General features: G+C 64.7%; 24 protein-coding genes. 15 read left to right on the top strand and 9 right to left on the bottom strand.

Features of this window, described 5'->3' with window-relative positions; genetic code table 11:
• Nucleotides 1-24: 24 nt before the first annotated feature.
• Nucleotides 25-696 carry a response regulator gene (locus ACODS5_RS05850; RefSeq protein ID WP_134691425.1) on the top strand — a complete coding sequence of 224 codons (672 nt, stop codon included), beginning with the start codon at nucleotides 25-27 and terminating at the stop codon, nucleotides 694-696.
• Nucleotides 689-2,068 (top strand): sensor histidine kinase, encoded by a 1,380-nt coding sequence (locus ACODS5_RS05845; RefSeq protein ID WP_134691424.1) that lies wholly within the window; start codon nucleotides 689-691, stop codon nucleotides 2,066-2,068. Before ACODS5_RS05850 ends, ACODS5_RS05845 begins: the two co-directional genes overlap by 8 nt.
• 86 nt (nucleotides 2,069-2,154) lie before the next feature.
• Here ACODS5_RS05845 and ACODS5_RS05840 read toward each other — a convergent pair whose 3' ends face one another.
• The gene (locus ACODS5_RS05840) at nucleotides 2,155-2,961 is read right to left on the bottom strand and encodes an HDOD domain-containing protein (RefSeq protein ID WP_134691423.1); all 807 of its coding nucleotides are present in this window, start codon (nucleotides 2,959-2,961) and stop codon (nucleotides 2,155-2,157) included.
• Nucleotides 2,962-3,016: 55 nt separating this feature from the next.
• A complete protein-coding gene (gene ygfZ, locus ACODS5_RS05835) occupies nucleotides 3,017-3,958 on the bottom strand; it encodes a CAF17-like 4Fe-4S cluster assembly/insertion protein YgfZ (protein WP_489108183.1) in 942 nt (313 codons plus the stop codon).
• Nucleotides 3,959-4,091: 133 nt separating this feature from the next.
• On the opposite strand from ygfZ, the gene ACODS5_RS05830 reads away from it, so the two are divergent.
• Together ACODS5_RS05830 and ACODS5_RS05825 are read left to right on the top strand one after the other, a co-directional pair.
• On the top strand, nucleotides 4,092-4,346 hold the full coding sequence (locus ACODS5_RS05830) for an FAD assembly factor SdhE (protein ID WP_134691421.1): 255 nt from the start codon (nucleotides 4,092-4,094) through the stop codon (nucleotides 4,344-4,346).
• On the top strand, nucleotides 4,330-4,785 hold the full coding sequence (locus ACODS5_RS05825) for a protein YgfX (RefSeq protein WP_134691420.1): 456 nt from the start codon (nucleotides 4,330-4,332) through the stop codon (nucleotides 4,783-4,785). The genes ACODS5_RS05830 and ACODS5_RS05825 overlap by 17 nt, the downstream gene beginning before the upstream one ends.
• 40 nt (nucleotides 4,786-4,825) lie before the next feature.
• Here the strand turns inward: ACODS5_RS05825 and nadB are convergent, their stop codons facing one another.
• Nucleotides 4,826-6,433 carry an L-aspartate oxidase gene (gene nadB, locus ACODS5_RS05820; protein ID WP_134691419.1) on the bottom strand — a complete coding sequence of 536 codons (1,608 nt, stop codon included), beginning with the start codon at nucleotides 6,431-6,433 and terminating at the stop codon, nucleotides 4,826-4,828.
• 439 nt (nucleotides 6,434-6,872) lie between these two features.
• On the opposite strand from nadB, the gene rpoE reads away from it, so the two are divergent.
• From rpoE to pdxJ, 10 genes are all read left to right on the top strand, one after another.
• Nucleotides 6,873-7,454, top strand: coding sequence for an RNA polymerase sigma factor RpoE/AlgU (gene rpoE, locus ACODS5_RS05815; protein WP_010220971.1), 582 nt, complete (start codon nucleotides 6,873-6,875; stop codon nucleotides 7,452-7,454).
• A 31-nt stretch (nucleotides 7,455-7,485) separates the two neighbouring features.
• Nucleotides 7,486-8,076 (top strand): sigma-E factor negative regulatory protein, encoded by a 591-nt coding sequence (locus ACODS5_RS05810; RefSeq protein WP_489108182.1) that lies wholly within the window; start codon nucleotides 7,486-7,488, stop codon nucleotides 8,074-8,076.
• Between the two features lie 12 nt (nucleotides 8,077-8,088).
• Nucleotides 8,089-9,054 (top strand): MucB/RseB C-terminal domain-containing protein, encoded by a 966-nt coding sequence (locus tag ACODS5_RS05805; RefSeq protein WP_489108181.1) that lies wholly within the window; start codon nucleotides 8,089-8,091, stop codon nucleotides 9,052-9,054.
• 200 nt (nucleotides 9,055-9,254) lie between these two features.
• Nucleotides 9,255-10,655, top strand: a complete 1,401-nt coding sequence (locus ACODS5_RS05800) for a DegQ family serine endoprotease (protein WP_372239502.1) — start codon at nucleotides 9,255-9,257, stop codon at nucleotides 10,653-10,655.
• A gap of 295 nt (nucleotides 10,656-10,950) precedes the next feature.
• Nucleotides 10,951-12,750, top strand: coding sequence for a translation elongation factor 4 (gene lepA, locus ACODS5_RS05795; protein ID WP_134693446.1), 1,800 nt, complete (start codon nucleotides 10,951-10,953; stop codon nucleotides 12,748-12,750).
• 5 nt (nucleotides 12,751-12,755) lie between these two features.
• The gene (gene lepB, locus ACODS5_RS05790) at nucleotides 12,756-13,610 is read left to right on the top strand and encodes a signal peptidase I (protein WP_134693447.1); all 855 of its coding nucleotides are present in this window, start codon (nucleotides 12,756-12,758) and stop codon (nucleotides 13,608-13,610) included.
• Nucleotides 13,611-13,771: 161 nt separating this feature from the next.
• Entirely contained in the window at nucleotides 13,772-14,461 is a 690-nt protein-coding gene (gene rnc, locus ACODS5_RS05785; protein ID WP_134693448.1) for a ribonuclease III, read from the top strand.
• Nucleotides 14,454-15,356, top strand: coding sequence for a GTPase Era (era, locus tag ACODS5_RS05780; protein ID WP_028690122.1), 903 nt, complete (start codon nucleotides 14,454-14,456; stop codon nucleotides 15,354-15,356). Before rnc ends, era begins: the two co-directional genes overlap by 8 nt.
• Before the next feature lie 177 nt (nucleotides 15,357-15,533).
• On the top strand, nucleotides 15,534-16,217 hold the full coding sequence (gene recO / locus ACODS5_RS05775) for a DNA repair protein RecO (RefSeq protein WP_489108180.1): 684 nt from the start codon (nucleotides 15,534-15,536) through the stop codon (nucleotides 16,215-16,217).
• A 62-nt stretch (nucleotides 16,218-16,279) separates the two neighbouring features.
• Nucleotides 16,280-17,002, top strand: coding sequence for a pyridoxine 5'-phosphate synthase (gene pdxJ / locus ACODS5_RS05770; RefSeq protein ID WP_489108238.1), 723 nt, complete (start codon nucleotides 16,280-16,282; stop codon nucleotides 17,000-17,002).
• Nucleotides 17,003-17,077: 75 nt separating this feature from the next.
• Here the strand turns inward: pdxJ and ACODS5_RS05765 are convergent, their stop codons facing one another.
• Together ACODS5_RS05765 and ACODS5_RS05760 are read right to left on the bottom strand one after the other, a co-directional pair.
• Entirely contained in the window at nucleotides 17,078-18,463 is a 1,386-nt protein-coding gene (locus ACODS5_RS05765) for a heavy metal sensor histidine kinase (RefSeq protein ID WP_134693451.1), read from the bottom strand.
• The gene (locus ACODS5_RS05760; RefSeq protein ID WP_134693452.1) at nucleotides 18,460-19,134 is read right to left on the bottom strand and encodes a heavy metal response regulator transcription factor; all 675 of its coding nucleotides are present in this window, start codon (nucleotides 19,132-19,134) and stop codon (nucleotides 18,460-18,462) included. The genes ACODS5_RS05765 and ACODS5_RS05760 overlap by 4 nt, the downstream gene beginning before the upstream one ends.
• Before the next feature lie 314 nt (nucleotides 19,135-19,448).
• Here ACODS5_RS05760 and ACODS5_RS05755 point away from each other — a divergent pair, with 314 nt between their 5' ends.
• The gene (locus ACODS5_RS05755) at nucleotides 19,449-19,652 is read left to right on the top strand and encodes a hypothetical protein (RefSeq protein ID WP_134693453.1); all 204 of its coding nucleotides are present in this window, start codon (nucleotides 19,449-19,451) and stop codon (nucleotides 19,650-19,652) included.
• 67 nt (nucleotides 19,653-19,719) lie between these two features.
• Here ACODS5_RS05755 and cmoB read toward each other — a convergent pair whose 3' ends face one another.
• From cmoB to lon, 4 genes are all read right to left on the bottom strand, one after another.
• Nucleotides 19,720-20,676: a tRNA 5-methoxyuridine(34)/uridine 5-oxyacetic acid(34) synthase CmoB gene (gene cmoB / locus ACODS5_RS05750; protein ID WP_134693454.1), complete on the bottom strand. Its 957-nt coding sequence runs from the start codon at nucleotides 20,674-20,676 to the stop codon at nucleotides 19,720-19,722.
• Nucleotides 20,673-21,416, bottom strand: coding sequence for a carboxy-S-adenosyl-L-methionine synthase CmoA (gene cmoA, locus ACODS5_RS05745; protein WP_489108179.1), 744 nt, complete (start codon nucleotides 21,414-21,416; stop codon nucleotides 20,673-20,675). The genes cmoB and cmoA overlap by 4 nt, the downstream gene beginning before the upstream one ends.
• A gap of 89 nt (nucleotides 21,417-21,505) precedes the next feature.
• Nucleotides 21,506-21,898, bottom strand: coding sequence for a protease inhibitor I42 family protein (locus ACODS5_RS05740; protein WP_134693456.1), 393 nt, complete (start codon nucleotides 21,896-21,898; stop codon nucleotides 21,506-21,508).
• A gap of 248 nt (nucleotides 21,899-22,146) precedes the next feature.
• Nucleotides 22,147-24,567 carry an endopeptidase La gene (gene lon, locus ACODS5_RS05735; protein ID WP_134693457.1) on the bottom strand — a complete coding sequence of 807 codons (2,421 nt, stop codon included), beginning with the start codon at nucleotides 24,565-24,567 and terminating at the stop codon, nucleotides 22,147-22,149.
• Between the last annotated feature and the right edge of the window lie 100 nt (nucleotides 24,568-24,667).

The following is a 24,667-nucleotide window of genomic DNA, read 5'->3' as shown; positions in this document are numbered from 1 at the left end:
CCCATGCCGGGCAGGGAGAATACGATGCGAGTGTTGCTGGTCGAAGACCATCCGCAACTGGCCGAAAGCGTGGCCCAGGCCCTCAAGAGCCAGGGCCTGACCGTGGACGTGCTGCATGACGGCGTGGCCGCCGACTTGGCCCTGGCCAGCGAGGACTACGCCGTGGCGGTGCTCGATGTGGGCCTGCCGCGGCTGGACGGCTTCGAGGTGCTGGCGCGCCTGCGTGGGCGCGGCAAGACCCTGCCGGTGCTGATGCTCACTGCGCGTAGCGATGTGAAGGACCGTGTGCATGGCCTGAACCTGGGGGCCGACGACTACCTGGCCAAGCCCTTCGAGCTGACCGAGCTGGAAGCAAGGGTCAAGGCCTTGCTGCGCCGCAGCGTGCTGGGTGGCGAGCGCCAGCAGCGCTGCGGGCCGCTGGTCTACGACCTGGATACCCGGCGTTTTACCCTCGAAGACGCCCCGCTGACTCTGACCCAGCGCGAACAGAGCGTGCTCGAGGCGCTGATCGCCCGGCCAGGGCGGGTGATGAGCAAGGAGCAACTGGCTGCCCAGGTGTTCGGCCTGGACGAGGAGGCCAGCCCCGACGCCATCGAGATCTACATCCATCGCCTGCGCAAGAAGCTCGACGGCCAGCCGGTGCATATCGTTACCTTCCGCGGCCTGGGCTACCTGCTCGAGCACCGCGATGCGTGACAACGGCAGCCTGCGCGGGCGCTTGCTGGGCAACCTGGCGCTGCTTTTGGTGGTGCTGATGCTGGCCAGCGGCCTGAGCGCGTACTGGAACGGCCGCGAAGCCGCCGACACCGCCTATGACCGCACCCTGCTGGCTTCGGCGCGGACCATCGCCGCCGGTTTGTCGCAGCGCGACGGCACCCTCAGTGCCGATGTGCCCTACGTGGCCCTGGACACCTTCGCCTATGACAGCGCCGGGCGTATCTACTACCAGGTGCTGGACATCCAGCAGAAGCTGATCTCCGGCTACGAACACCTGCCGCCACCACCGGCGGGCACGCCGCGTACCGACGACTACCCGGCCCTGGCGCGTTTCTACAATGCCACCTACCTGGGCCAGGATGTGCGCGTGGTCAGCCTGCTCAAGGCGGTGAGCGAACCGAACATGAACGGCATGGCGGAAATTCGCGTGGCCGAGACCGAAGAGGCGCGGGTGCGCATGGCTCGCGGCCTGATGGCTGACACCCTGCTGCGCCTGGGCATGCTGGCGCTCGGCGCGCTGGTGATGGTGTGGTTCGCGGTCAGCGCCGCGCTGCGCCCGCTGGAGCGCCTGCGCACGGCGGTGGAAGAGCGCCAGCCGGACGACCTGCGCGCCTTGCCGGTGGTGCAGGTGCAGCGCGAACTGGGGCCGCTGGTGCGTGCCCTCAACCATTTCACCGAGCGGCTGCGTGGCCAGTTCGAGCGCCAGGCGCAGTTTATCGCCGACGCCGCCCATGAACTGCGCACGCCGCTGGCGGCGCTCAAGGCGCGCGTGGAGCTGGGCTTGCGTTCACGTGAGCCTGACGAGTGGCGCAGCACCCTGGAAGCCGCCGCCCAGGGCACCGACCGCCTGACCCATCTGGCCAACCAGTTGCTGTCGATGGCGCGGGTGGAGAACGGCGCCCGCGCCATCGCCGAAGGTGGCGCCCAGCGCCTGGACCTGAGCCAACTGGCCCGCGAGCTGGGCATGGCCATGGCGCCGCTGGCCCACGCCCGTGGCGTGGCCCTGGCGCTGGAGGCCGAGGCACCGGTGTGGCTCAAGGGCGAGCCGACCCTGCTCAACGAACTGCTCAGCAACCTGGTGGACAACGCCCTGGCGCATACCCCGCCGGGCGGCGATGTGATCCTGCGGGTATTGGCACCGGCGGTGCTCGAGGTCGAGGACGACGGGCCGGGAATTCCCGAGGCCGAGCGCGAGCGGGTGTTCGAGCGTTTCTACCGGCGCAGCGCGCAGGGCAGTGGCTTGGGCCTGGCGATCGTCGGCGAGATCTGCCGGGCGCACCTGGCGCAGATCAGCTTGCATGACGGCGAGCGGGGTGGGTTGAAGGTGCGGGTGAGTTTTATTGCGGATTGACCAAGGTCTTCATCGGGCAAGCCCGTTGCCACCGGTGGCACTGGCGCAACCTGGAGCAGGCATGCCCGATGATCAGCCCTGGCGACTCAGCGCAGCATGCTGCGCGCATCGAGCAATTCCTGCATATCCAGTTCGGTACCGAACGGCAGCCCCAGGTGCCGATAGGCCGGCAACGCCGCCAATGGCCGGCTGCGCCCGCGCTGGCTGATGCAGCGGGCGATCTGCACGATGTCGATGTAGTCGATCTGGTCGGTGCGCCGGTCGAGGTCCTGCACTTGGCCGGGCAGGGTAATCAACTGCTCGGGGAACTCCCAGGCGCTGAGGATCTTGTCGCCCAGCACCGGCTGGATCTGCTCGATCACGAAATGCAAGCAGACCGGGTCGGAGAGCAGCTCGTTATGCTCCTCGGCGTAGATCAGCACCGGCAGGGCGCCGATCTGGTGGACCAGGCCGCCGAGGGTGGCCTGGTCGGGCTTGAGTTGGGTGTAGCGGCGGCACAGTTCATAGCTGATGCCTGCGACTTCCAAGCTGTTGGCCCATATATCGCGAAGCTTCTGCTCCACCGCCGGGGCCCGGGCATGGAAGATCTGCTCGATCACCAGGCCGATGGCCAGGTTGCAACTGTAGTTGATACCCAGGCGGGTGATGGCGGTGTGCAGGTCGGTGACTTCTACCGCCGCGCGCATCAGCGGGCTGTTGACTACTTTGATCAGGCGCGCCGACAGCGCGGCATCCCGGCCGATCACCTTGCTCAGGGCGGACACGCTGATGTCGCTGTCCTCGGCGGCTTCGCGGATGCTCAGGGCGACTTCCGGCAGGGTCGGCAGGACCAGGTCGTCCTTGTCGATGGCGGCGAGCAATTGCGCCTGGACCATTTCGGCCAGCTTGTTCATGAACGTCTCTACGGCAATGGTGGTGCAGCCCCGCTTTTACCACGGGGCGGGCTGGTCAGCGCTGGATTTCCCGGTCGCGGTCCAGTTCGTAAGGCAGGTCGAGCAGCGTCAGGCGCGGGCCTTCCAGGTTGCCCAGGTGCAGGTTGTCATCGGCTACCGCGTCGGCGCTGAGTACGGCCAGCAGTTCGACGGCACTGCCGCTGCTGGCAGCGATCACCACCTCGCCGACCGACGAGCCATGGGTGGGCGAGAAAATCTCGGCGCCCGGCTGGGGTACCGCTGTCTCGGCCAGCGCCAAGCGATACTGGCGGCGTTTGAGCTTGCCCAGGTACTGCATGCGGGCGACGATTTCCTGGCCGGTATAGCAACCTTTCTTGAAGCTGACCCCATCGACCGCTTGCAGGTTGATCATCTGGGGGATGAACAGCTCGCGGGTCGGGCCCATCACCTGGCCGATGCCGGCGCGGACCTGGCCCAGCAGCCAGTCGTTGAGCGTACCCTCGGGCAGCGTGGCGGCCAATTTCTCGTGAACGGCGCAAGCCTGGTCGGCAGGCGCCCACAGTTCGACCCGACCGGCCGAGGCGCGGACGGCAATTAGCCCGTCATGACGGGCGGTCGCGCCGGCCTCGTCCGCCACGCACAGGTTCAGCGCCCGCAGGGCGGCCTCGCCCTGATGCAGGCCGAAGCGCACCCAGGCTGCGCTTTCGTCGGCCAGGGTGGCCTTGGAGAACACCGCGTACTTCTTTAGGTCGGCCAGTTGCGCCTCGAGCAGATCGCGGGCCATGGCCAGCAGGTAGCCGTTGCCCTCGGGCAGGATACGGAAGCTCGACTGCATGCGGCCCTTGACCATGCAACGGGCGCCAAGGCCGGCATGATCGTCGCTGAGGTAGTTGATGTTGCAGGTCAGCTGACCTTGCAGGAACTTGCCGGCGTCGGAGCCGCGGACGGCGAGGATGCCCTCATGGGTGAGGGAACAGAAGAAAGCGGAATCGGCCATGGGTCATCGCGGTAGCTAGAGACTGGCGGTCATCATAGAACGCCAGTAACAAAATAGGTAGGTGACTAGACCAACGCCTTGTGCCGCTTCGTTCGCCGCGCGGTATACTGCGCGCCCACTCGAGGAGGGCCCCATGGTCGAACAAACTGAACTCAACCGGCTTTTCTGGCACAGCCGCCGTGGCATGCTGGAACTGGACGTGCTGCTGGTCCCCTTCACCCAGGAAGTCTACCCGAGCCTGAGCGAAACCGACCGCGAGCTGTACCGTCGCCTGCTGACCTGCGAAGACCAGGACATGTTCGGCTGGTTCATGGAGCGCACCGAGTCGGAAGATCCGGAGCTGCAACGCATGGTCCGCATCATCCTGGACCGTGTCCAGCCCAAGTGAAGTATTCGAGTGCCGTTGGCAGGGCTCGCGCCTGCTGCTGACGGCCTACCTGGCCAGCTTGGTGCTGGCGCTGCTGACCCTCGTTGTGCTCACCTTGCCGGCCTGGCTGCGTTGCCTGCTGGCGATCGCCTGTCTTGCCCACGCCTGCTGGGCCATCCCCCGTCGCATCCTGCTGACCCATCCCCAGGCCATCACCGGCTTGCGCCGTGATGCGCGTGGGTGGCGCCTGTACAGCCGCGCGCGGGGCTGGCAGGCGGTGCGGCTGTGCCGTGACAGTGTCGCGCTGCCGGGGCTGGTGGTATTGCGCTTCGTGCGCAAGGGGCGGTGGTGGAGCGAGGGGCAGTGCATCCCGAGGGATGCACTGGGGCATGAGCAGCATCGGCGTTTGCGGGTGCGGCTGAAATTCAGCCGGCGGCGTTGGGCCGAAGTGCCGGGGTGATGCGTCACCGCAGCGCCTGCTTCGCCAGCAAGGCTGGCTCCTACAGGGTGGGGATTAGGATGGTGTCCACGGCTTCGGGCAGCATGCCTGGATAATCCAGGGTGTAGTGCAACCCTCGGCTCTCCTTGCGCTGCATTGCCGAGCGGATCATCAATTCGGCCACCTGGGCCAGGTTGCGCAGCTCGATCAGGTCGCGGCTGACCTTGTAGTTGCTGTAGAACTCGTCGATTTCATCGAGCAGCAACCTCACCCGGTGCTCGGCGCGTTGCAGGCGCTTGCTGGTGCGCACGATGCCGACATAGTCCCACATGAAACGCCGCAGTTCGTCCCAGTTGTGCGCGATGATCACATCTTCGTCCGAATCGGTGACCTGGCTCGCATCCCAGCAGGGCAGGGCACGGGGCATGTTGACTTGACCAAGGTGCGCCTCGATGTCGGCGGCGGCGGCGCGGCCATACACGAAGCATTCGAGCAGCGAGTTGCTGGCCATGCGGTTGGCGCCATGCAGGCCGGTAAAGCTGGTTTCGCCAATGGCGTACAAGCCGGGCACGTCGGTGTGGCCGCGCTCGTCGACCATGACCCCACCACAGGTGTAGTGGGCAGCCGGCACCACCGGGATCGGCTGGCGGGTGATGTCGATGCCGAAGGCCAGGCAGCGTTCATACACGGTGGGGAAGTGGCTCTTGATGAAGTCTGCGGGCTTGTGGCTGATGTCCAGGTATACGCAGTCCACGCCCAGGCGCTTCATCTCGTGGTCGATGGCGCGGGCGACGATATCCCGTGGCGCCAGCTCTTCGCGAGGGTCGAAGCGTGGCATGAAGCGCTCGCCATTGGGCAGGCGCAGCAGCGCGCCCTCGCCGCGCAGGGCCTCGGTCACCAGAAAGCTCTTGGCTTGCGGGTGGTACAGGCAGGTAGGGTGGAACTGGTTGAACTCAAGGTTGGCGACCCGACAGCCGGCGCGCCAGGCCATGGCGATGCCATCGCCGCAGGCGCCATCGGGGTTGCTGGTATAGAGGTAGACCTTGGCCGCGCCGCCGGTGGCCAGCACGGTGAAGCGCGCGCCGAAGGTGTCGACTTCGCCGCTGTCGCGGTTGAGCACATAGGCGCCCAGGCAGCGCTCGCCCGCAAGGCCCAGGCGCCGCTCGGTGATCAGATCGACCGCAACGCGCTGCTCCAGTAGCTCGATGTTCGGGCGTTGGCGGGCCTGGTCGAGCAGGGTCTTGAAAATCGCCGCGCCAGTGGCGTCGGCGGCATGGATGATGCGCCGATGGCTATGGCCGCCCTCACGGGTCAGGTGGAACTCGAAGCCGCCGTCGTCGACACTGTAGTGTTCGTCGCGGGTGAACGGCACGCCCTGCTCGATCAGCCACTGGATGGCCTCGCGGCTGTGCTCGACGGTGAAACGCACGGCGTCTTCATGGCACAGGCCGCCGCCGGCGTTGAGGGTGTCCTCGACATGGGACTGCACGGTATCGGTGTCATCGAGCACCGCGGCGACGCCGCCCTGGGCCCAGAAGGTCGAACCGTTGGCCAGGTCGCCCTTGCTCAGCACGGCGATGCGCAGGTGGCCAGGAAGGTTCAGTGCCAGGCTGAGACCGGCGGCACCACTGCCGATCACCAGGACATCATGTTGGAATTGTTGGCTCATGTCGGGACACTAGTAATCTTTGGAGGGGGCACGGCACAATAGTCGAGCGCAGATGGCACTGTGAAACTATCGTGAAAGCAGACCGGGATGCCTTTATAGCAGCCCCAGGTGCCTGATTTCCAATGGCGCTTGCGCAGGTTGCGACGATCTTCGTGGGAACTTTCCGATACCCTGGGAAATCCTATGAAGGCTGCCCATACCTCACAGTTTGCCGAGGCGATGCAGGGCGGCAGCTCTATCTTGGGCTGACACCTGCGTACATGAGACCAGATTATCGACGCAGCCGGCCGTGACCGCGCTGCGTCTTCCGTGCGAGCCAACCAAGGGCCGTTAGGAAACTTGCTTGGAGGGGAGAACTTTTGCGCAAAGCCCGAGTCTATGGTTGCAAGCCTGAACGATGGCTGTTGCAACGCTCCTTCGAGACTACCGAGGAGTGTTCATGCTAACCCAGGAAGAGGATCAGCAGCTTGTCGAGCGCGTGCAGCGCGGTGACAGGCGAGCGTTCGATCTGTTGGTGCTGAAGTACCAGCACAAGATTCTCGGGTTGATCGTGCGTTTTGTTCACGACACCCATGAAGCGCAGGACGTGGCGCAGGAAGCCTTCATCAAGGCATACCGTGCGCTTGGGAATTTTCGCGGTGACAGTGCGTTCTATACCTGGCTGTACCGCATCGCCATCAACACGGCGAAGAACTACCTGGTATCCCGTGGAAGACGGCCACCAGACAGCGATGTGAGCTCCGAGGATGCGGAGTTTTACGACGGCGATCATGGTCTCAAGGATCTCGAGTCCCCAGAGCGCGCGTTGTTGCGGGATGAAATCGAAGGCACTGTCCATCGCACCATCCAGCAACTGCCGGAAGACCTGCGTACAGCATTGACGCTGCGCGAGTTCGATGGACTGAGTTACGAAGACATTGCCAGTGTCATGCAATGTCCGGTGGGTACCGTGCGCTCTCGAATCTTCCGCGCTCGGGAGGCCATAGACAAAGCCCTGCAACCTTTGTTGCAGGAAACCTGAGACAGCGGCGACAGCCAAGAGAGGAACCGCCATGAGTCGTGAAGCTTTGCAGGAATCGCTGTCCGCGGTGATGGATAACGAAGCGGACGAACTTGAACTGCGTCGCGTGCTGAACGCCGTCGACGACGCCGAAACCCGTGCCACCTGGTCGCGTTACCAGGTTGCCCGTGCCGCCATGCACAAGGAACTGCTGCTGCCCAAGCTGGATATCGCCTCGGCGGTGTCTGCGGCGCTGGCCGACGAGGCTGTGCCAGCCAAGGTCAAGCAGGGCCCTTGGCGCAGCATCGGTCGCCTGGCCGTGGCCGCCTCGGTGACCGTCGCCGTGCTGGCCGGTGTGCGCTTTTACAACCAGGACGAGATCACCGGTGCCGAACTGGCCGCCCAGCAGCCTGCCCAGCAGGGCCTGAGCATGCCACAGGCACAGGGCCCGGCCGTTCTGGCAGGCTATAGTGAAAGCAGTGAACAAACCACCGGGCCGATGGCCAACGGTGTGCTGCAGAACCAGGCCGGCTGGGATCAGCGCCTGCCAGGCTACCTGCGCCAGCACGCCCAGGAGTCCGCGCTCAAGGGCAACGAGACGGCACTGCCCTACGCCCGCGCCGCCAGCCTGGAAAACCGCTAAGTAAGGAGGATCATGCGCGCGCTACCTCTCCTGTCGCTGCTGCTCGGCAGCAGCCTGACGGTGCAGGCACTGGCGGCCAACTCCTCGCCTGAGGCGAGCGAGTGGCTGAACAAGCTGGCACGGGCCGAACAGGCGCAGAGTTACCAGGGCGCCTTCGTCTACGAACGCAACGGCAGCTTCTCAACCCACGATATCTGGCATCGCGTCCAGGACGGCAAGGTCAGCGAGCGGCTGTTGCAGCTCGACGGCTCGGCCCAGGAAATCGTGCGGGTCGATGGCAAGGTGCAATGCGTCAGTGGCGACTTGGCCAGCGGTGTGGGCACGCCCCCCGATTCCGCGCCGCGCGTGCTCGATCCCCTGAAACTGATGAGCTGGTACGACCTGAGCGTGGCGGGCAAGTCACGCGTCGCCGGGCGCGACGCGGTGATCGTCACGCTGACCCCGCGCGACCAGCATCGCTACGCCTTCGAATTGCACCTGGACCGTCGTAGCGGCTTGCCGCTGCGCTCGTTGATGCTCAACGACAAGGGCCAGTTGCTCGAACGTTTCCAGATGACCCGCCTGGACACCGAAACCTTGCCCAGCGACGCCGACCTCACGGCCAGCGCCGCCTGCAAGCCGGTCGAGCGAGGCTCCTCCGGCGCGGCCGTGGCCGTTGCCGGCTGGCGCTCGGACTGGCTGCCGCCGGGCTTCGAGCTGGTCAACAGCGCGCAGCGGCGTGATCCCTCGAGCAAACGCACGGTCAGCAGCCTGATGTACGACGACGGCCTGGCCCGCTTCTCGGTATTCCTCGAGCCGATCGGCAACGAGTCTGGCGTGGATACCCGTGCCCAGCTCGGCCCGACAGTTGCCGTGTCGCGGCGGCTGAACACCCCCAAAGGCAAGGTGATGGTCACGGTGGTCGGCGAGATCCCGTTGGGTACCGCCGAACGCGTCGCCCTGTCGATGCGGGCCCAGGATGTCCAGGCACGGCAATGACGGCACAGTCCCTGACAGCTCTTGTTACACAGAGCTGACATGAAATTAAAGCATTGTCATTTGCAATCCAGCCGCAAATTTTCTATAGGTCAGGCTTCTCGGAGTCTGGCCTTTCCTGCGTTTGCAGGGACCTTACTGCTAACTACGCTCGTTGTGACGGGAGCCGTATGTCAATACCACGCTTGAAAACCTACCTATCGATGTTCGCCGCCGTGCTCATGCTCGGCCAGGTGCTCAGCGCCCAGGCCGAGGAGTCCCTGCCGGACTTCACTACCCTGGTCGAGCAGGCCTCGCCGGCGGTGGTCAACATCAGTACCAAGCAAAAGCTGCCGGACCGCCGCGTCGCCGCCGGGCAGATGCCCGACCTCGAAGGCCTGCCGCCGATGTTCCGCGAGTTCTTCGAGCGCAACATGCCGCAGCAGCCGCGTTCGCCTCGCGGCGACCGCCAGCGTGAGGCCCAGTCGCTGGGCTCGGGGTTCATCATTTCCAGCGACGGCTACGTGCTGACCAACAACCACGTGGTCGCCGATGCCGATGAGATCATCGTCCGCCTGTCCGATCGCAGCGAGCTGCAGGCCAAGCTGGTCGGCACCGACCCACGCACCGACGTGGCCCTGCTCAAGGTCGAGGGCAAGAACCTGCCGATCGTCAAGCTGGGCGATTCGGAAAAACTCAAGGTCGGTGAGTGGGTCTTGGCCATCGGCTCGCCGTTCGGCTTCGACCACTCGGTGACCAAGGGCATCGTCAGCGCCAAGGGGCGCACCCTGCCCAACGACACCTATGTGCCGTTCATCCAGACCGACGTGGCCATCAACCCGGGTAACTCCGGTGGCCCGCTGTTCAACATGAAAGGCGAGGTAGTAGGCATCAACTCGCAGATCTTCACCCGCTCCGGCGGCTTCATGGGCCTGTCGTTCGCCATCCCGATCGACGTGGCGCTGGATGTTTCCAACCAGTTGAAGAAAGACGGCAAGGTCAGCCGCGGCTGGCTGGGCGTGGTGATCCAGGAGGTCAACAAGGACCTGGCCGAGTCGTTCGGCCTGGACAAACCGGCTGGTGCCCTGGTGGCCCAGGTCCTGGAAAACGGCCCGGCCGCCAAGGGCGGCCTGCAGGTGGGCGACGTGATCCTGAGCATGAATGGCCAGCCGATCGTCATGTCCGCCGACCTGCCGCACCTGGTGGGCAGCCTCAAGGATGGCGCCAAGGCCAAGCTTGAGATCATCCGCAACGGTAAACGCCAGAACCTCGATATCACCGTTGGCGCCTTGCCAGAAGAGGACGCAGACATTGGCACCGGCGGCCAAGGCGGCGCCGAGCGCAGCAGCAATCGTCTGGGCGTTTCGGTCACCGACTTGACTGCCGAGCAGAAAAAGTCCCTGGAGCTCAAGGGCGGCGTGGTCATCAAGGAAGTTCAGGACGGCCCGGCAGCGTTGATCGGCCTGCGCCCAGGCGATGTCATCAGTCACCTGAACAACCAAGCGATCATCTCGGCCAAGCAGTTCACCGAAATCGCCAAGGAACTGCCGAAGAACCGTTCGGTGTCGATGCGCGTGCTGCGTCAGGGGCGTGCCAGCTTCATCACCTTCAAGCTGGCTGAATAAGCGGGATGAAGGGTAGGAAAAGGGCAGCTTCGGCTGCCTTTTTTCATGAAGATTCGTGGGGGCGTGTGTTGGCCTGTTCGCCGGCAAGCAGGCTCCTACAGGGTCTGTGCCTCATCGCGGGGCCCTGTAGGAGCCGGCTTGCCGGCGAACAGGCCGGTACTGGCGCTATCAGCCCAGCCTCCGGATCGCTGATGCCCGCTGATAGAGGAATCTCCCATATCCCCGCAGCTTGAGGTACAATTCCCGGCTATTTTTCGGCGGGCGTCCGGCTCGCAGCCTTTTCGAGTGTTGACCCGTGAGTGATTTGAGTCATATCCGCAATTTCTCCATCATCGCCCACATCGACCATGGCAAGTCGACGCTGGCCGACCGTTTCATCCAGATGTGCGGTGGCCTGTCGGCGCGCGAAATGGAAGCCCAGGTCCTCGACTCCATGGACCTGGAGCGCGAACGCGGCATCACCATCAAGGCCCACAGCGTCACGCTCAACTACAAGGCGCAGGACGGCAAGGTCTACCAGCTGAACTTCATCGACACCCCCGGCCACGTCGACTTCACCTATGAAGTCTCGCGTTCGCTGGCGGCCTGTGAAGGCGCGCTGCTGGTGGTCGACGCAGGTCAAGGCGTCGAGGCCCAGTCCGTGGCCAACTGCTACACCGCCATCGAGCAGGGCCTGGAAGTCATGCCGGTGCTGAACAAGATGGACCTGCCCCAGGCCGACCCGGACCGGGTCAAGGACGAGATCGAGAAGATCATCGGCATCGACGCCACCGACGCCGTGGCCTGCAGCGCCAAGAGCGGCATGGGCGTGGACGAGGTGCTCGAGCGCCTGGTGCAGACCATTCCCGCGCCAGAGGGTGATATCGACGCGCCGCTGCAAGCGCTGATCATCGACTCCTGGTTCGACAACTACCTGGGCGTGGTCTCGCTGGTGCGCGTGCGCCACGGCCGTGTCAAGAAAGGCGACAAGATCCTGGTCAAGTCCACCGGCAAGGTGCACCTGGTCGACAGCGTCGGTGTGTTCACCCCGAAACACACCCAGACCGCCGACCTCAAGGCCGGTGAAGTAGGCTTCATCATCGCCAGCATCAAGGACATTCACGGCGCGCCGGTGGGCGACACCCTGACGCTGTCGAACACCCCGGAAGTCGAAGTGCTGCCGGGCTTCAAGAAGATCCAGCCGCAGGTCTACGCCGGCCTGTTCCCGGTCAGCTCCGACGATTTCGAGGACTTCCGCGATGCCCTGCAGAAGCTGACCCTGAACGATTCGTCGCTGCAATACATGCCGGAAAGCTCCGACGCCCTGGGCTTCGGCTTCCGTTGCGGTTTCCTCGGCATGCTGCACATGGAGATCATCCAGGAGCGCCTGGAGCGCGAATACGACCTGGACCTGATCACCACCGCGCCAAGCGTGATCTACGAGCTCGAGCTCAAGACCGGCGAAACCATCGTCGTCGACAACCCATCGAAGCTGCCGGACGTCTCGTCCGTCACCGACTTCCGCGAGCCGATCGTCACCGCGACCATCCTGGTGCCGCAGGAGCACCTGGGTAACGTCATCACCCTGTGCATCGAGAAGCGTGGCGTGCAGCGCGACATGCAGTTCCTCGGCAGCCAGGTGCAGGTGCGTTACGACATGCCGATGAACGAGGTGGTGCTGGACTTCTTCGACCGTCTCAAATCCACCAGCCGCGGTTACGCGTCGCTGGACTATCATTTCGACCGCTACCAGTCGGCCAACCTGGTCAAGCTGGACGTGTTGATCAACGGCGACAAGGTCGATGCCCTGGCCCTGATCGTGCACCGCGACAACGCCGCCTACAAAGGCCGTGCGTTGACCGAAAAGATGAAGGAACTGATCCCTCGGCAGATGTTCGACGTGGCGATCCAGGCAGCCATTGGCGGCCAGATCATCGCGCGGACGACTGTCAAGGCGCTTAGAAAGAACGTACTGGCCAAGTGCTACGGTGGTGACGTCAGCCGTAAGAAGAAACTGCTGGAGAAGCAGAAGGCCGGTAAGAAACGCATGAAGCAGGTAGGTAACGTGGAGATTCCACAGGAAGCCTTCCTCGCCGTGCTCAGGTTGGATAGCTAGGTCCTATGTCGCTAAATTTCCCGCTGTTGCTCGTCATCGCCGTTGCCGTCTGCGGTCTGTTGGGTCTGCTCGACCTGCTGTTCCTGGCCCCGCGCCGGCGGGCGGCGATCGCCAACTACCAGGGCAGCGTCAGCCAGCCCGAACTGGCCGTGGTCGAACGCCTGAACAAGGAGCCCTTGCTGGTTGAATACGGCAAGTCGTTCTTCCCGGTGCTGTTCATCGTGCTGGTGCTGCGCTCGTTCCTGGTGGAGCCGTTCCAGATCCCGTCGGGTTCGATGAAGCCGACGCTGGAAGTGGGCGACTTCATCCTGGTGAACAAGTTCTCCTACGGCATCCGCTTGCCGGTGATCGACAAGAAGGTCATCGAGGTCGGCGATCCGCAGCGCGGCGATGTGATGGTGTTCCGCTACCCCAGCGACCCGAACGTCAACTACATCAAGCGTGTGGTTGGCTTGCCGGGCGACGTGATCCGCTACACCAGCGACAAGCGCCTGTACGTCAACGGCCAGGCGATTGCCGAGCAGTTGGTCGGCAGCGAACCGGGCACGCTGGGCAGCGCCGAGCTGTACAAGGAGAAACTCGGTGAGGCCGAGCACCTGATCCGCAAGGAAATGACCCGCTACCGCATGCCGCCGGACCAGCAATGGACCGTGCCGGTTGGTCACTACTTCATGATGGGTGACAACCGCGACAACTCCAACGACAGCCGTTTCTGGGATGATCCGAACATTCCCAAGGAACTGCACGGCATGGTTCCGGACCGCAATATCGTCGGCAAGGCTTTCGCGGTCTGGATGAGCTGGCCGGAGCCGAAACTCAGCCACTTCCCGAACCTGTCGCGGGTCGGGCTGATCCATTGAGTAACGACGGCGCTGTCCACGGACGGCGCCGCTTGCATTTATGACATAGGCTGTGTTCTCAGGGAGCGAGGGCTTTCGCCGTTGCCGGCGCAGGACCACAGTCAAACCGTCTTTCAGGATGTTGATTTGAACAACGCGTTGAACATTGCCGGGGTGGCCCCATGAGTGCTTCCCTCGATCGCCTGGAGCGCAAGCTCGGCTACACATTCAAGAATCAGGACCAGATGCTGCTGGCCCTGACCCATCGCAGCTATGCCGGGCGCAATAACGAGCGCCTGGAGTTCCTCGGCGATGCGATCCTCAATTTCGTGGTCGGCGAGGCGCTGTTCGAGCGCTTCCCGCAGGCCCGTGAAGGCCAGTTGTCGCGCCTGCGCGCGCGTCTGGTCAAGGGTGAGACCCTGGCCCGCCTGGCCCGTGGCTTCGATTTGGGCGAGTACCTGCGCCTTGGCTCGGGCGAGCTCAAGAGCGGTGGTTTCCGTCGCGAGTCGATCCTTGCCGACGCCCTCGAGGCGCTGATCGGTGCGATCTACCAGGACGCCGACATGCAGACCGCCCGCGAGCGCATCCTCGCCTGGCTGACCGACGAGTTCGATGGTCTCACGCTCGTCGACACCAACAAAGACCCCAAGACCCGCCTGCAGGAATTCCTGCAGTCGCGTGCCTGCGATCTGCCGCGCTACGAAGTGGTGGATATCCAGGGCGAACCGCACTGCCGGACCTTCTTCGTCGAATGCGAAGTGGTGCTGCTGAACAAGAAAAGCCGTGGGCAGGGCGTCAGCCGGCGTATCGCCGAGCAGGTCGCCGCCGCCGCCGCATTGATCGCCTTGGGCGTGGAGAATGGCAATGACTGAGAACACTTCGACCCGCTGCGGCTATGTCGCCATCGTCGGTCGCCCCAACGTGGGCAAGTCCACGCTGCTCAACCACATCCTCGGGCAGAAGCTGGCGATCACCTCGCGCAAGCCGCAGACCACTCGCCACAACATGCTCGGCATCAAGACCGAGGGTGACGTGCAGGCGATCTACGTCGACACCCCCGGCATGCACAAGGCCAACGACAAGGCCCTGAACCGCTACATGAACCGTAACGCCTCGGCGGCCCTGAAGGACGTCGACGTGGTCATTTTCGTGGTCGACCGTACCAAATGGACCGACGAGGACCAGTTGGTGCTCGAGCGTGTGCAGTACGTGACCGGTCCGCTGATCATCGCGGTCAACAAGACCGACCGCATGGAAGAGAAAGCCGAGCTGATCCCTCATCTGCAATGGCTGCAGGAACAACTGCCGAACGCCGAAGTGATGCCGATCTCCGCGCAGCAGGGGCATAACCTCGAAGCGCTGGAGGCCCAGATCGCCAAGCACCTGCCGGAAAACGAGCACTTCTTCCCGGAAGACCAGATCACCGACCGCAGCAGCCGTTTCCTCGCCGCCGAGCTGGTGCGCGAGAAGATCATGCGTCAGCTCGGTGCCGAGCTGCCGTACCAGATCACCGTGGAGATCGAGGAGTTCAAGCAGCAGGGTCATGTGCTGCACATCCATGCGCTGATCCTGGTCGAGCGTGACGGGCAGAAGAAGATCATCATTGGCGACAAGGGCGAGCGCATCAAGCGCATCGGTTCCGAGGCGCGCAAGGACATGGAAGTGCTGTTCGACTCCAAGGTCATGCTCAACCTGTGGGTGAAGGTCAAGGGCGGCTGGTCCGACGACGAACGCGCCCTGCGCTCGCTGGGTTACGGCGACCTGTAAGCCTGTCCCGAGCGAATCTGCTCTCCCTGTAGGAGCGGCCTTGTGTCGCAAAAAGGGCCGCGCAGCGGCCGCGAAATTTCAGCGTCGATACGCAGTTGCTGGGGCTGCCTTGCAGCCCTTTCGCGACACAAGGCCGCTCCTACAGGGCTTGCGACGCTTTCGGTCTGAGTGATACCCATGGACCAACCCACCCCCCGACCTGCCTACGTGCTGCACAGCCGCGCCTACAAGGAAACCAGCGCCCTGGTGGACTTCCTCACCCCCCAGGGGCGAGTGCGGGCGGTGCTGCGCCGGGCACGGGGCAAGGGTGGCAGCCTGGTGCGGCCGTTCGTGCCGCTGGAAGTCGAGCTGCGTGGGCGTGGCGAGTTGAAGAACGTCGGGCGCCTGGACAGCATCGGTATCGCTGCCTGGCTGCACGGCGACGCGCTGTTCAGCGGCCTCTACCTCAACGAACTGCTGATGCGCCTGCTGCCCGCCGAGGCGCCGCATCCGGCGCTGTTCGAGCACTACACCCTGACTCTTCAGGCCCTGGCCGCCGGCCGGCCGCTGGAGCCGCTGCTGCGCTCGTTCGAATGGCGCCTGCTGGACGAGCTGGGCTATGCCTTCGCCCTGGATCACGATGCCAACGGCCTGCCGGTGGTTGGCGATGGCTTGTACCGCTTGCAGGTGGACGCAGGCCTTGAGCGCGTCGAGCTGTTCCAGCCCGGCCTGTTCAAAGGGGCCGAGCTGCTGGCCCTGGCCCAGGCCGAGTGGGAGGCACCCGGTGCCTTGCTTGCCGCCAAGCGCCTGATGCGCCAGGCCCTGGCGGTGCACCTGGGGCCTAAGCCACTGGTCAGTCGGGAACTGTTTCGCAAGCGCTGATCAGCACGTATGCTGTCGGCCTCAACCCTCAGGAGTGCCCCTTCGTGACTCACAGCAACCGCATGCTTCTCGGCGTCAACATCGACCACGTGGCGACCCTGCGCCAGGCCCGCGGTACCCGCTATCCGGACCCGGTCAAGGCCGCCCTGGACGCCGAGGAAGCGGGTGCCGACGGCATCACCGTGCACTTGCGCGAAGACCGTCGGCATATCCAGGAGCGCGACGTGCTGTTGCTCAAGGACGTGCTGCAGACCCGCATGAACTTCGAGATGGGCGTCACCGAAGAAATGATGGCGTTCGCCGAGAAGATTCGTCCGGCGCACATCTGCCTGGTGCCGGAAACCCGCCAGGAACTGACCACCGAAGGCGGCCTCGACGTCGCTGGCCAGGAGGCGCGGATCAAGGCAGCGGTCGAACGCCTGTCGCGCACCGGTGCCGAGGTGTCGCTGTTCATCGACGCCGACCAACGGCAGATCGAGGCCTCGCGCCGTGTTGGCGCTCCGGCCATCGAGTTGCACACTGGCCGTTACGCCGATGCCGAGACGCCGGCCGAGGTTGCCGAGGAGCTCAAGCGCATCATTGATGGCGTGGCGTTTGGTGTTGGCCAGGGCCTGATCGTCAATGCCGGTCATGGCCTGCACTACCATAACGTCGAAGCCGTGGCGGCAATCAAGGGCATCAACGAGCTGAACATCGGCCATGCGCTGGTGGCCCACGCGCTGTTCGTCGGCTTCAAGGCCGCGGTGGCCGAGATGAAAGCGCTGATCGTCGCGGCCTCGCGTTAATCCAGTCGCGGGGCAAGCCCACTCCCACAGGCACAGGTTTGCGCCTTGTGGGTACGGGCTTGTCCCGCGATGCTGTCATTCGGCCTTGAAGATCAGGGTAAAGCGCGTTGGCCCAGCGGCCTGGCTGCTCACCTCGACGCGTCCGCCATGCAACTGCATGATCGATTTCACGATCGCCAGCCCCAGCCCGGTTCCTCCCTCCAGCCTTGAGCGCCCGGCGCCTGCCCGGTAGAAGCGCTCGAACAGGTGGGGCAGGTGCGCCTCGCCGATTCCCGTACCCTGGTTCTCCACCCATACGGCCATCTCGTTGCCTTGTCGCTCGATGCCAACGGCCACCGGCTTGCCTTGCGCCCCATGGCGTATCGCGTTGCTCAGCAGGTTGGACAGGGCGCGCTGGAACATCAGCTTGTCGGCCAGCGCCGTGCCCCAGCCTTGCAGGTGCAGGGAGATCCCCTTGAGTTCGGCGCTGCAGGCGAACAGCTCACTGACCCGGGCCACCTCTTCGGCCAGCGTCACTGGCAGCAGTGCCACCTGGGTTTGTGGCTGGCTGACCTGGGCGAGGAACAGCATGTCGTTGATGATGCGGCTGAGCCGGGTCAGCTCCTCGACGCTGTCTTCCAGCGCCTCGCGGTACTTGTCGCCATCGCGCTCGCGGGCCAGGGTGACCTGGGCCTTGCCCATCAGGTTGCCGATCGGCGTGCGCAGTTCATGGGCCAGGTCATCGGAAAACTGCGACAGCTGGCGCACGCCTTGGTCGAGGCGGTCGAGCATCACGTTGATGGCCCGGGCCAGCTCGGCCAGCTCCGCCGGCAGGCCACTGTCGGGCAGACGGTGGGTGAGGTCGTGAGCCGAGACCTGCCCGGCGATCCGGCGAAAGTGGCGCAGGGGCCGCAAGCCGCGTTGCACCAGCTTCCAGGCGGCGATGCCGATCAGCAGCAGCAACAGCGGCAGGGCCAGCAGCGTCGAGTGCAGGTAGGCCTGCAACAGGCTGTTGTCGTCGCTGCGATTGAGCGACATCAGCACCTTGACCGGGGTGTCGTCGCGCAGGCGCATCAGGCGGCTGGCGGTGAGGATCTGGTTGTCGTCGCCGTCGCGCCAGGCGTGAAAGGTCAGCCGGCTGTCGGCGTCCAGGGCCAGCAGGTGCTGCGACTGCAACGCCGGGCCCAGGCTGAGCAAGGCCGGGTGGCGACCGCTGACCGCCAGCACGCTGAGGCTGAGGTTGTCATGGCCCATGACCAGGTCGAGCAACGGGTGGGCGCGGGCGCCGAGGTCGTCGCTGCGCAGGTCGACCCGCAGGTTGTGCTCGACCTGTTGCATCTTGCGCGCCAGGTCCTTGCGCGCGCGGCTGTCCAGCTCGTGGTCGAGGGCGAACACCGCCAGGGTGGCGAGCAGCAGCACCAGCGTCGCGCCCATCAAGGTGACGGTCAGGCCCAGGCGCAGCGACAGGCTCGCGCGTTTCACACGCGGGCCTCGAGCACATAGCCGACACCGCGCAGTGTGTGGATCAGCTTGTCCTCGAACGGGTCGTCGATCTTCGCCCGCAGGCGGCGGATCGACACTTCCACCACGTTGGTGTCGCAGTCGAAATTCATGTCCCACACCAGCGAGATGATCTGCGTGCGTGACAACACCTCGCCGTTCTGGCGCATCAGCAGGTGCAGCAGGGCGAACTCCTTGGCGGTCAGGTCGATGCGCTGGCCGCCGCGCCAGGCGCGGTGGCGGCCAGGATCGAGCTCGAGGTCGGCGACTTTCAGCGTGCTGGGTTGCAGGCGTTGGTCGTTGCGCCTTAGCAGGCTGCGGATACGCGCCAGTAGCTCGGGGAACTCGAACGGCTTGAGCAGGTAATCGTCGGCGCCCAGGTCCAGGCCCTTGACCCGGTCGGCCAGGCGGCCGTGGGCGGTGAGCATCATGATCCGCGTGGAGGACTCGGCGCGCAGGCGTTGCAGCACGCCCCAGCCGTCCAGCTCGGGCAGGTTGACGTCGAGGATCACCAGGTCATAGGCCTGCTGGCGGGCCAGGTGCAGGCCGTCGGTGCCGGTCTGGGCGCAGTCGACCACATAGCCGTTCTCGCGCAGGCCTTGCTGCAGGTAGTCGGCGGTGCGGGGTTCGTCCTCGATGATCAGTAGGCGCATGCTCGGGCTCGGTTCGATGAAAGGGGGCGATTCTCGACCCTGTAGTGACATCAGGGTCAAGCGCTGAGGATGTTACTGGATGCGAATGGGCAAGCGGCGGGGATTGCGTATTTGTAATGTGGGGGTCATCTGGGTGACAGGCCCGCCGCGTTCGCCAGCCAGGCTGGCTCCTGCTATCGGCGGCAACACTGTAGGAGCCAGCCAGGCTGGCGAATGCGCCTGACCTTGCAGCACTGTAATGTCTGGCTCACGTTGCTGTTAGCTGCGCCTTGGCATGCTGGCCCTGTCGATACGGTTATCACGAGGCAAGCACGATGAACCTGACCAAGTACCTGCTGTTGGCGATTCTCGCCCTGGGCAGCACCAGCGTTTTCGCCGAGGGTGGCGCCGAGCGCTCCAAGCAGTTCTGGCAAGCGTTCCGCGATGATCAGGCGCGCCTGCATGGCGACAAGCAGCAAGCGCTGGCCGAGCGCGAGCGCAAGTCCGAAGAGAAGGCCCGCGAGCTAGCCAAGGATTGAGTCACACCCCTGCGCCGCGACAGCTCCACGGCGCAGGTGGCTTCAGGCGCCCCAGCGGGCGCCTTTTTTATTTGCGTGCCAGCAGCGTGGCGCGGCGCGGGGCCGGTAGGCCTTCGATGGTCTTGGCGTGGTCGGCCGGATCGAGGAAATCGCCCAGCGACTGGTAGCGCATCCACTCGGTGCTGCGTTGTTCCTCGACGCTGGTGACACTGACATCGACGCAGCGCACATCGCTGAAGCCGGCGCGGCGCAACCAGCGTGCCAGCGCCGGCACCGAGGGCAGGAACCACACATTGCGCATCTGTGCGTAGCGGTCTTCGGGTACCAGCACCTGGTTTTCGTCGCCCTCGATCACCAGGGTTTCCAGTACCAGTTCGCCACCCTTGACCAGGCAGTCCTTGAGCGCCAGCAAATGCTCGATGGGCGAGCGGCGGTGGTAGAACACGCCCATGGAGAACACGGTGTCGAAACCTTCGAGGTTGGCCGGCAGCTCTTCGAGGGCGAACGGCAGGTGCCACGCGGGCAAATCCGGCAGGTACTGCTGCACCGCCTGGAACTGGCAGAAGAACAACCAGTTGGGGTCGACGCCGATGACCATGTCGGCGCCGGCACCGAGCATGCGCCACTGGTAGTAGCCATTGCCGCAGCCAACGTCGAGCACGCGCTTGCCCTTGAGGTCCAGGTGCGGGGCGACCCGCGACCATTTCCAATCCGAGCGCCATTCGGTATCGACATGCACGCCGAACAGCTCGAACGGGCCCTTGCGCCAGGGCGACAAGCCCATCAGTGCCTGGCGCATCTGCGCCCGGGTGGCGTCGTCGCAGGGGCAGTCCAGGCGCAGGCCGTCGACCAGGTCGACTTCGCTGGGCGTCAGCCGCGGCAAGGCGTCGAGGGCGCCGCGCCAGCGATCGAGGTCGCCATGGCCCTTTTCCAGCTTGGCTTCGAGTTGCGCCTGCAGGCCCTGGGACCAGGTGGCAAGGGGGGTGCCCGCCAGGCGGCGGACGAGGGGAGACAAATCGATCATGGCAGGGCTATCAGCGAGGCGAAGTTGAGGCATTGGAACCAGGGCACGACCTTGGAGTAGCCGGCGGCGCGCAGGCGCGCTTCATGGGTTTGCAGGGTGTCGGGTTTCATTACGTTCTCGATGGCGCTGCGCTTCTGGGCAATTTCCAGTTCGCTGTAGCCATTGGCACGCTTGAAGTCCAGGTGCAGTTCGTTGAGCAGTTCCTGCTCCTGGGCGTCGGTGAAGCGCAGTTTTTCCGAGAGAATCAACGCGCCGCCCGGCAAAAGTGCCTGGCGGATGCGGCCAAGCAGTTCCAGGCGCTGCTCGGGGGCAACGAACTGCAGGGTGAAGTTCATCGCCACCACCGAGGCCGGCTCGAAGGGCAGGGCGAGAATATCGGCCTCCAGCACCTGCACCGGCAGCAGTTCCTGGAACATCGAGTCCTGGGCGGTGAGGTACTGGCGGCAGCGCTCGACCATGGCCGCGGAGTTGTCCACCGCGATTACCCGGCAACCGTCCGTACGCACATGGCGGCGCAGCGCCTGGGTCACCGCGCCCAGCGAGGCGCCGAGGTCGTACAGTGCCGAGCCCGGCTGGGCGAAGCGCGCGGCCAGCACGCCGAGGTTCTCGACGATGGTCGGGTAACCGGGTACCGAGCGCTTGATCATGTCCGGGAACACCTGCACCACGTCTTCGTTGAAGACGAAGTCGGGCACCTGCTCCAGGGGTTGGGCGAATAGGCGGTCGGGTTGTTTGCTCACGGTGGGTCCAGGCGGCTGGCAATCTACAGGGGCGGCATTCTAGCCAAACCACGGCAAGCTTGCATGACTGGCTGACCGATGCCGTTCGCTCAGTTGACCCGAATGGCGCAATCGAAGGTCTGTACCGGACGTACTTCCGGCGCCCAGGGCTGCTGGTAGACCAGGATCAGGTGGCCCTCACCGGCGCTCTTGGCCTGGAAGCGCCAGCTGGACAGGCCGCCGCTGCCGACGATGCCGGCTTGCTCCGGCGAGCTGTATAGCTCGGGGCCAAGGCTGCGCAGGATCTCCGAAGCCGGGTTCTGCACCAGCCAGCGGTAGCCGGTGGTGGGGTTGCTGGGCAGGGTGAGGGTCATGGTCTGGCCGACGACCAGGTGCTTGGGGCACTCGCTTTCGCCGTCCAGTTCGACAGTGCGTTGCGGTTGCTGGGTGCAGGCGGCGAGCAGGGCCAGGGCGGCGGGAACGAGCAGGCGAGGGAGGGACATGTTGGCTCCTGAAGCTGGAATGGCCTGAGGATAACCGAAGCCGGTGAAAGTTTGTGATGGCAGTGGTGGCGCCCTATTGCCACGCGCGATCCCTGCAGGAGCGGCCTTGTGTCGCGAAAGGGGTGCGAAGCGCCCCCAGGATCTCTGGCTCACTGCTAGATAGCCGGGGCCGCTTTGCGGCCCTTTCGCGACACAAGGCCGCTCCTACAGGGAGATGTGCAAACCCTCAGGCGCATCCGGCAGGGCGATCAGAACAGCACTTTCGCCACGTCGGCGAAGCGTTTGGCAAAATGCACGCTCAGCCCTTCCTTCAGGTAGTCGGGCAGCTCTTCGAAATCGCCACGGTTGGCCTCCGGCAGGATCAGTTCGAAGATCTTTTGCCGCCGCGCGGCGATCACCTTCTCGCGCACCCCGCCGATCGGCAGTACCTGACCGGTCAGGGTCAGCTCACCGGTCATGGCCACGCCTTTCTTCGGTGCCTGGTCACGGGCCAGGGACAACAGGGCGCTGGCCATGGTCACCCCGGCGCTGGGGCCATCCTTGGGCGTGGCGCCCTCGGGCACATGCAGATGGATGAACGCCTCGTTGAAGTAGCCGGGCGTGCCACCGAACTGCTTGAGGTTCGAGCTGATGTAGCTGTAGGCGATCTCTGCCGATTCCTTCATCACGTCACCCAACTGCCCGGTGAGCTTGAGGCCGCGGTTCAGGCTATGGATGTGCGTGGCCTCGATCGGCAGGGTGGCGCCGCCCATGCTGGTCCAGGCAAGGCCGGTGATCACGCCCTTGCCGGCCAGCACTTGCTCGCTGCGGAACACCGGCATGCCCAGGGCGGGCTCGAGGTCCTTGGCGGCGATCTTGAGCTTGGCCTGTGGGTCTTCCAGCAGCTTGACCACCGATTTGCGTACCAGCTTGCCCAGCTGTTTTTCCAGCTGGCGTACGCCAGCCTCGCGGGCATAGCCCTCGATTACCGCGCGCAGGGCTGCGTCGTTGATGCTCAGGCTGGTCTTGGCCACGCCGGCCTTGTCCAGTTGCTTGGGCCACAGGTGGCGTTTGGCGATGGCCAGCTTCTCTTCGGTGATATAGCCGGACAGGCGGATCACCTCCATGCGGTCGAGCAACGGGCCTGGGATCGAGTCGAGGGTGTTGGCGGTGCAGACGAACAAGACCTTGGACAGGTCCAGGCGCAGGTCCAGGTAGTGGTCGAGGAAGTCGACGTTCTGTTCGGGGTCAAGGGTTTCCAGCAACGCCGAAGCCGGATCGCCCTGGTAGCTCTGGCCCATCTTGTCGATCTCGTCGAGCATGATCACCGGGTTCATCACCTCGACCTCCTTCAGCGCCTGCACCAGCTTGCCTGGCTGGGCGCCGATGTAGGTGCGGCGGTGGCCCTTGATCTCGGCCTCGTCGCGCATACCGCCGACACTGAAGCGGTAGAACGGCCGGCCAAGGGATTCGGCGATGGACTTGCCGATGCTGGTCTTGCCCACCCCGGGCGGGCCCACCAGCAGCACGATGGAGCCGCTGATCTCGCCCTTCCAGGCGCCGACGGCGAGAAACTCGAGGATGCGTTCCTTGATGTCGTCGAGCCCGGCGTGGTGGCGGTCGAGCACCTTGCGCGCGTGCTTGAGGTCGAGCTTGTCCTTGCCGTACACGCCCCAGGGCAGGGCGGTGGCCCATTCGAGGTAGTTGCGGGTAACGGCGTACTCGGGCGAGCCGGTCTCGAGGATCGCCAGCTTGGCCATTTCTTCGTCGATGCGCTTTTGCGCCTGCTCGGGCAGGGTCTTGCCTTGCAGACGCTGCTCGAACTGCTCCAGGTCGGCGCTGCGGTCGTCCTTGGTCAGGCCGAGTTCCTGCTGGATGACCTTGAGCTGCTCCTTGAGGAAGAACTCGCGCTGATGTTCGCCAATTTGCCGGTTAACTTCCGCGGAAATCTCGTTCTGCAAGCGAGCGACCTCGACCTCCTTGCGCAGCATCGGCAGCACCTTCTCCATGCGCTTGAGCATGGGCACGCAGTCGAGCACTTCCTGCAACTGGTTGCCGGTGGCCGAGGTGAGCGCGGCGGCGAAGTCGGTGAGCGGCGACGGGTCGTTGGGGCTGAAGCGGTTGAGGTAGTTCTTCAACTCTTCGCTGTACAGCGGGTTGAGCGGCAGCAGCTCCTTGATCGCGTTGATCAGGGCCATGCCGTAGGCCTTCACCTCGTCGGTGGGCTCGGCGGGCTGGCGCGGGTACTCGACTTCGACCAGGTAGGGCGGCCGGTGGTGCTTGAGCCAGGTGCGGATGCGCACCCGGGTCAGGCCCTGGGCGACGAACTGCAGCTTGCCGCCTTCGCGGCTGGCATGGTGCACCTTCACCAGGGTGCCGTATTCGGGCAGGGACTGGGTGTCGAAGTGACGGTGGTCTTCGGCCGGGGTGTCCATGAAGAACAGCGCCAGGGAATGGTGCGGGGTCTTGGCGACGAGGTCGAGGGTTTCGGCCCAGGGTTCTTCGTTGACGATCACCGGCAGTACTTGCGCGGGGAAGAACGGGCGGTTGTGGATCGGGATCACGTAGACCTTGTCCGGCAGTTGCTGGCCGGGCAGGGCGAGGTGGTGGCCGGGCTCGGCCGCTGGATCGAGGTGTTCGACTTCGCTGTGTTCGTCGGGGTGTTCCGGGAAATCCTGCTGGTCGCTCATGGGGCACCTGCGTGAATGGCTATGGTGCTTAGATGGGGCGGGGGGGATTGGGTTTCAAGCTGCAAGCTTCAAGCTTCAAGCCACAAGAAAAAAGCGAGGC

Source organism: Pseudomonas sp. FG47 (genome assembly GCF_057809115.1).
The sequence above is the reverse complement of the archived record's forward strand: the minus strand, read 5'-3'. Positions and strand labels throughout refer to the sequence as shown.

What these genes read in the sequence shown, in the direction of transcription:
- ACODS5_RS05850 (WP_134691425.1), top strand. Translation starts at nt 25, where the DNA reads ATGCGAGTGTTGCTGGTCGAAGACCATCCGCAACTGGCCGAAAGCGTG.
- ACODS5_RS05845 (WP_134691424.1), top strand. Translation starts at nt 689, where the DNA reads ATGCGTGACAACGGCAGCCTGCGCGGGCGCTTGCTGGGCAACCTGGCG.
- ACODS5_RS05840 (WP_134691423.1), bottom strand. Translation starts at nt 2,961, where the DNA reads ATGAACAAGCTGGCCGAAATGGTCCAGGCGCAATTGCTCGCCGCCATC.
- ygfZ (WP_489108183.1), bottom strand. Translation starts at nt 3,958, where the DNA reads ATGGCCGATTCCGCTTTCTTCTGTTCCCTCACCCATGAGGGCATCCTC.
- ACODS5_RS05830 (WP_134691421.1), top strand. Translation starts at nt 4,092, where the DNA reads ATGGTCGAACAAACTGAACTCAACCGGCTTTTCTGGCACAGCCGCCGT.
- nadB (WP_134691419.1), bottom strand. Translation starts at nt 6,433, where the DNA reads ATGAGCCAACAATTCCAACATGATGTCCTGGTGATCGGCAGTGGTGCC.
- rpoE (WP_010220971.1), top strand. Translation starts at nt 6,873, where the DNA reads ATGCTAACCCAGGAAGAGGATCAGCAGCTTGTCGAGCGCGTGCAGCGC.
- ACODS5_RS05810 (WP_489108182.1), top strand. Translation starts at nt 7,486, where the DNA reads ATGAGTCGTGAAGCTTTGCAGGAATCGCTGTCCGCGGTGATGGATAAC.
- ACODS5_RS05805 (WP_489108181.1), top strand. Translation starts at nt 8,089, where the DNA reads ATGCGCGCGCTACCTCTCCTGTCGCTGCTGCTCGGCAGCAGCCTGACG.
- ACODS5_RS05800 (WP_372239502.1), top strand. Translation starts at nt 9,255, where the DNA reads ATGTTCGCCGCCGTGCTCATGCTCGGCCAGGTGCTCAGCGCCCAGGCC.
- lepB (WP_134693447.1), top strand. Translation starts at nt 12,756, where the DNA reads ATGTCGCTAAATTTCCCGCTGTTGCTCGTCATCGCCGTTGCCGTCTGC.
- rnc (WP_134693448.1), top strand. Translation starts at nt 13,772, where the DNA reads ATGAGTGCTTCCCTCGATCGCCTGGAGCGCAAGCTCGGCTACACATTC.
- era (WP_028690122.1), top strand. Translation starts at nt 14,454, where the DNA reads ATGACTGAGAACACTTCGACCCGCTGCGGCTATGTCGCCATCGTCGGT.
- recO (WP_489108180.1), top strand. Translation starts at nt 15,534, where the DNA reads ATGGACCAACCCACCCCCCGACCTGCCTACGTGCTGCACAGCCGCGCC.
- pdxJ (WP_489108238.1), top strand. Translation starts at nt 16,280, where the DNA reads ATGCTTCTCGGCGTCAACATCGACCACGTGGCGACCCTGCGCCAGGCC.
- ACODS5_RS05760 (WP_134693452.1), bottom strand. Translation starts at nt 19,134, where the DNA reads ATGCGCCTACTGATCATCGAGGACGAACCCCGCACCGCCGACTACCTG.
- ACODS5_RS05755 (WP_134693453.1), top strand. Translation starts at nt 19,449, where the DNA reads ATGAACCTGACCAAGTACCTGCTGTTGGCGATTCTCGCCCTGGGCAGC.
- cmoB (WP_134693454.1), bottom strand. Translation starts at nt 20,676, where the DNA reads ATGATCGATTTGTCTCCCCTCGTCCGCCGCCTGGCGGGCACCCCCCTT.
- ACODS5_RS05740 (WP_134693456.1), bottom strand. Translation starts at nt 21,898, where the DNA reads ATGTCCCTCCCTCGCCTGCTCGTTCCCGCCGCCCTGGCCCTGCTCGCC.
- lon (WP_134693457.1), bottom strand. Translation starts at nt 24,567, where the DNA reads ATGAGCGACCAGCAGGATTTCCCGGAACACCCCGACGAACACAGCGAA.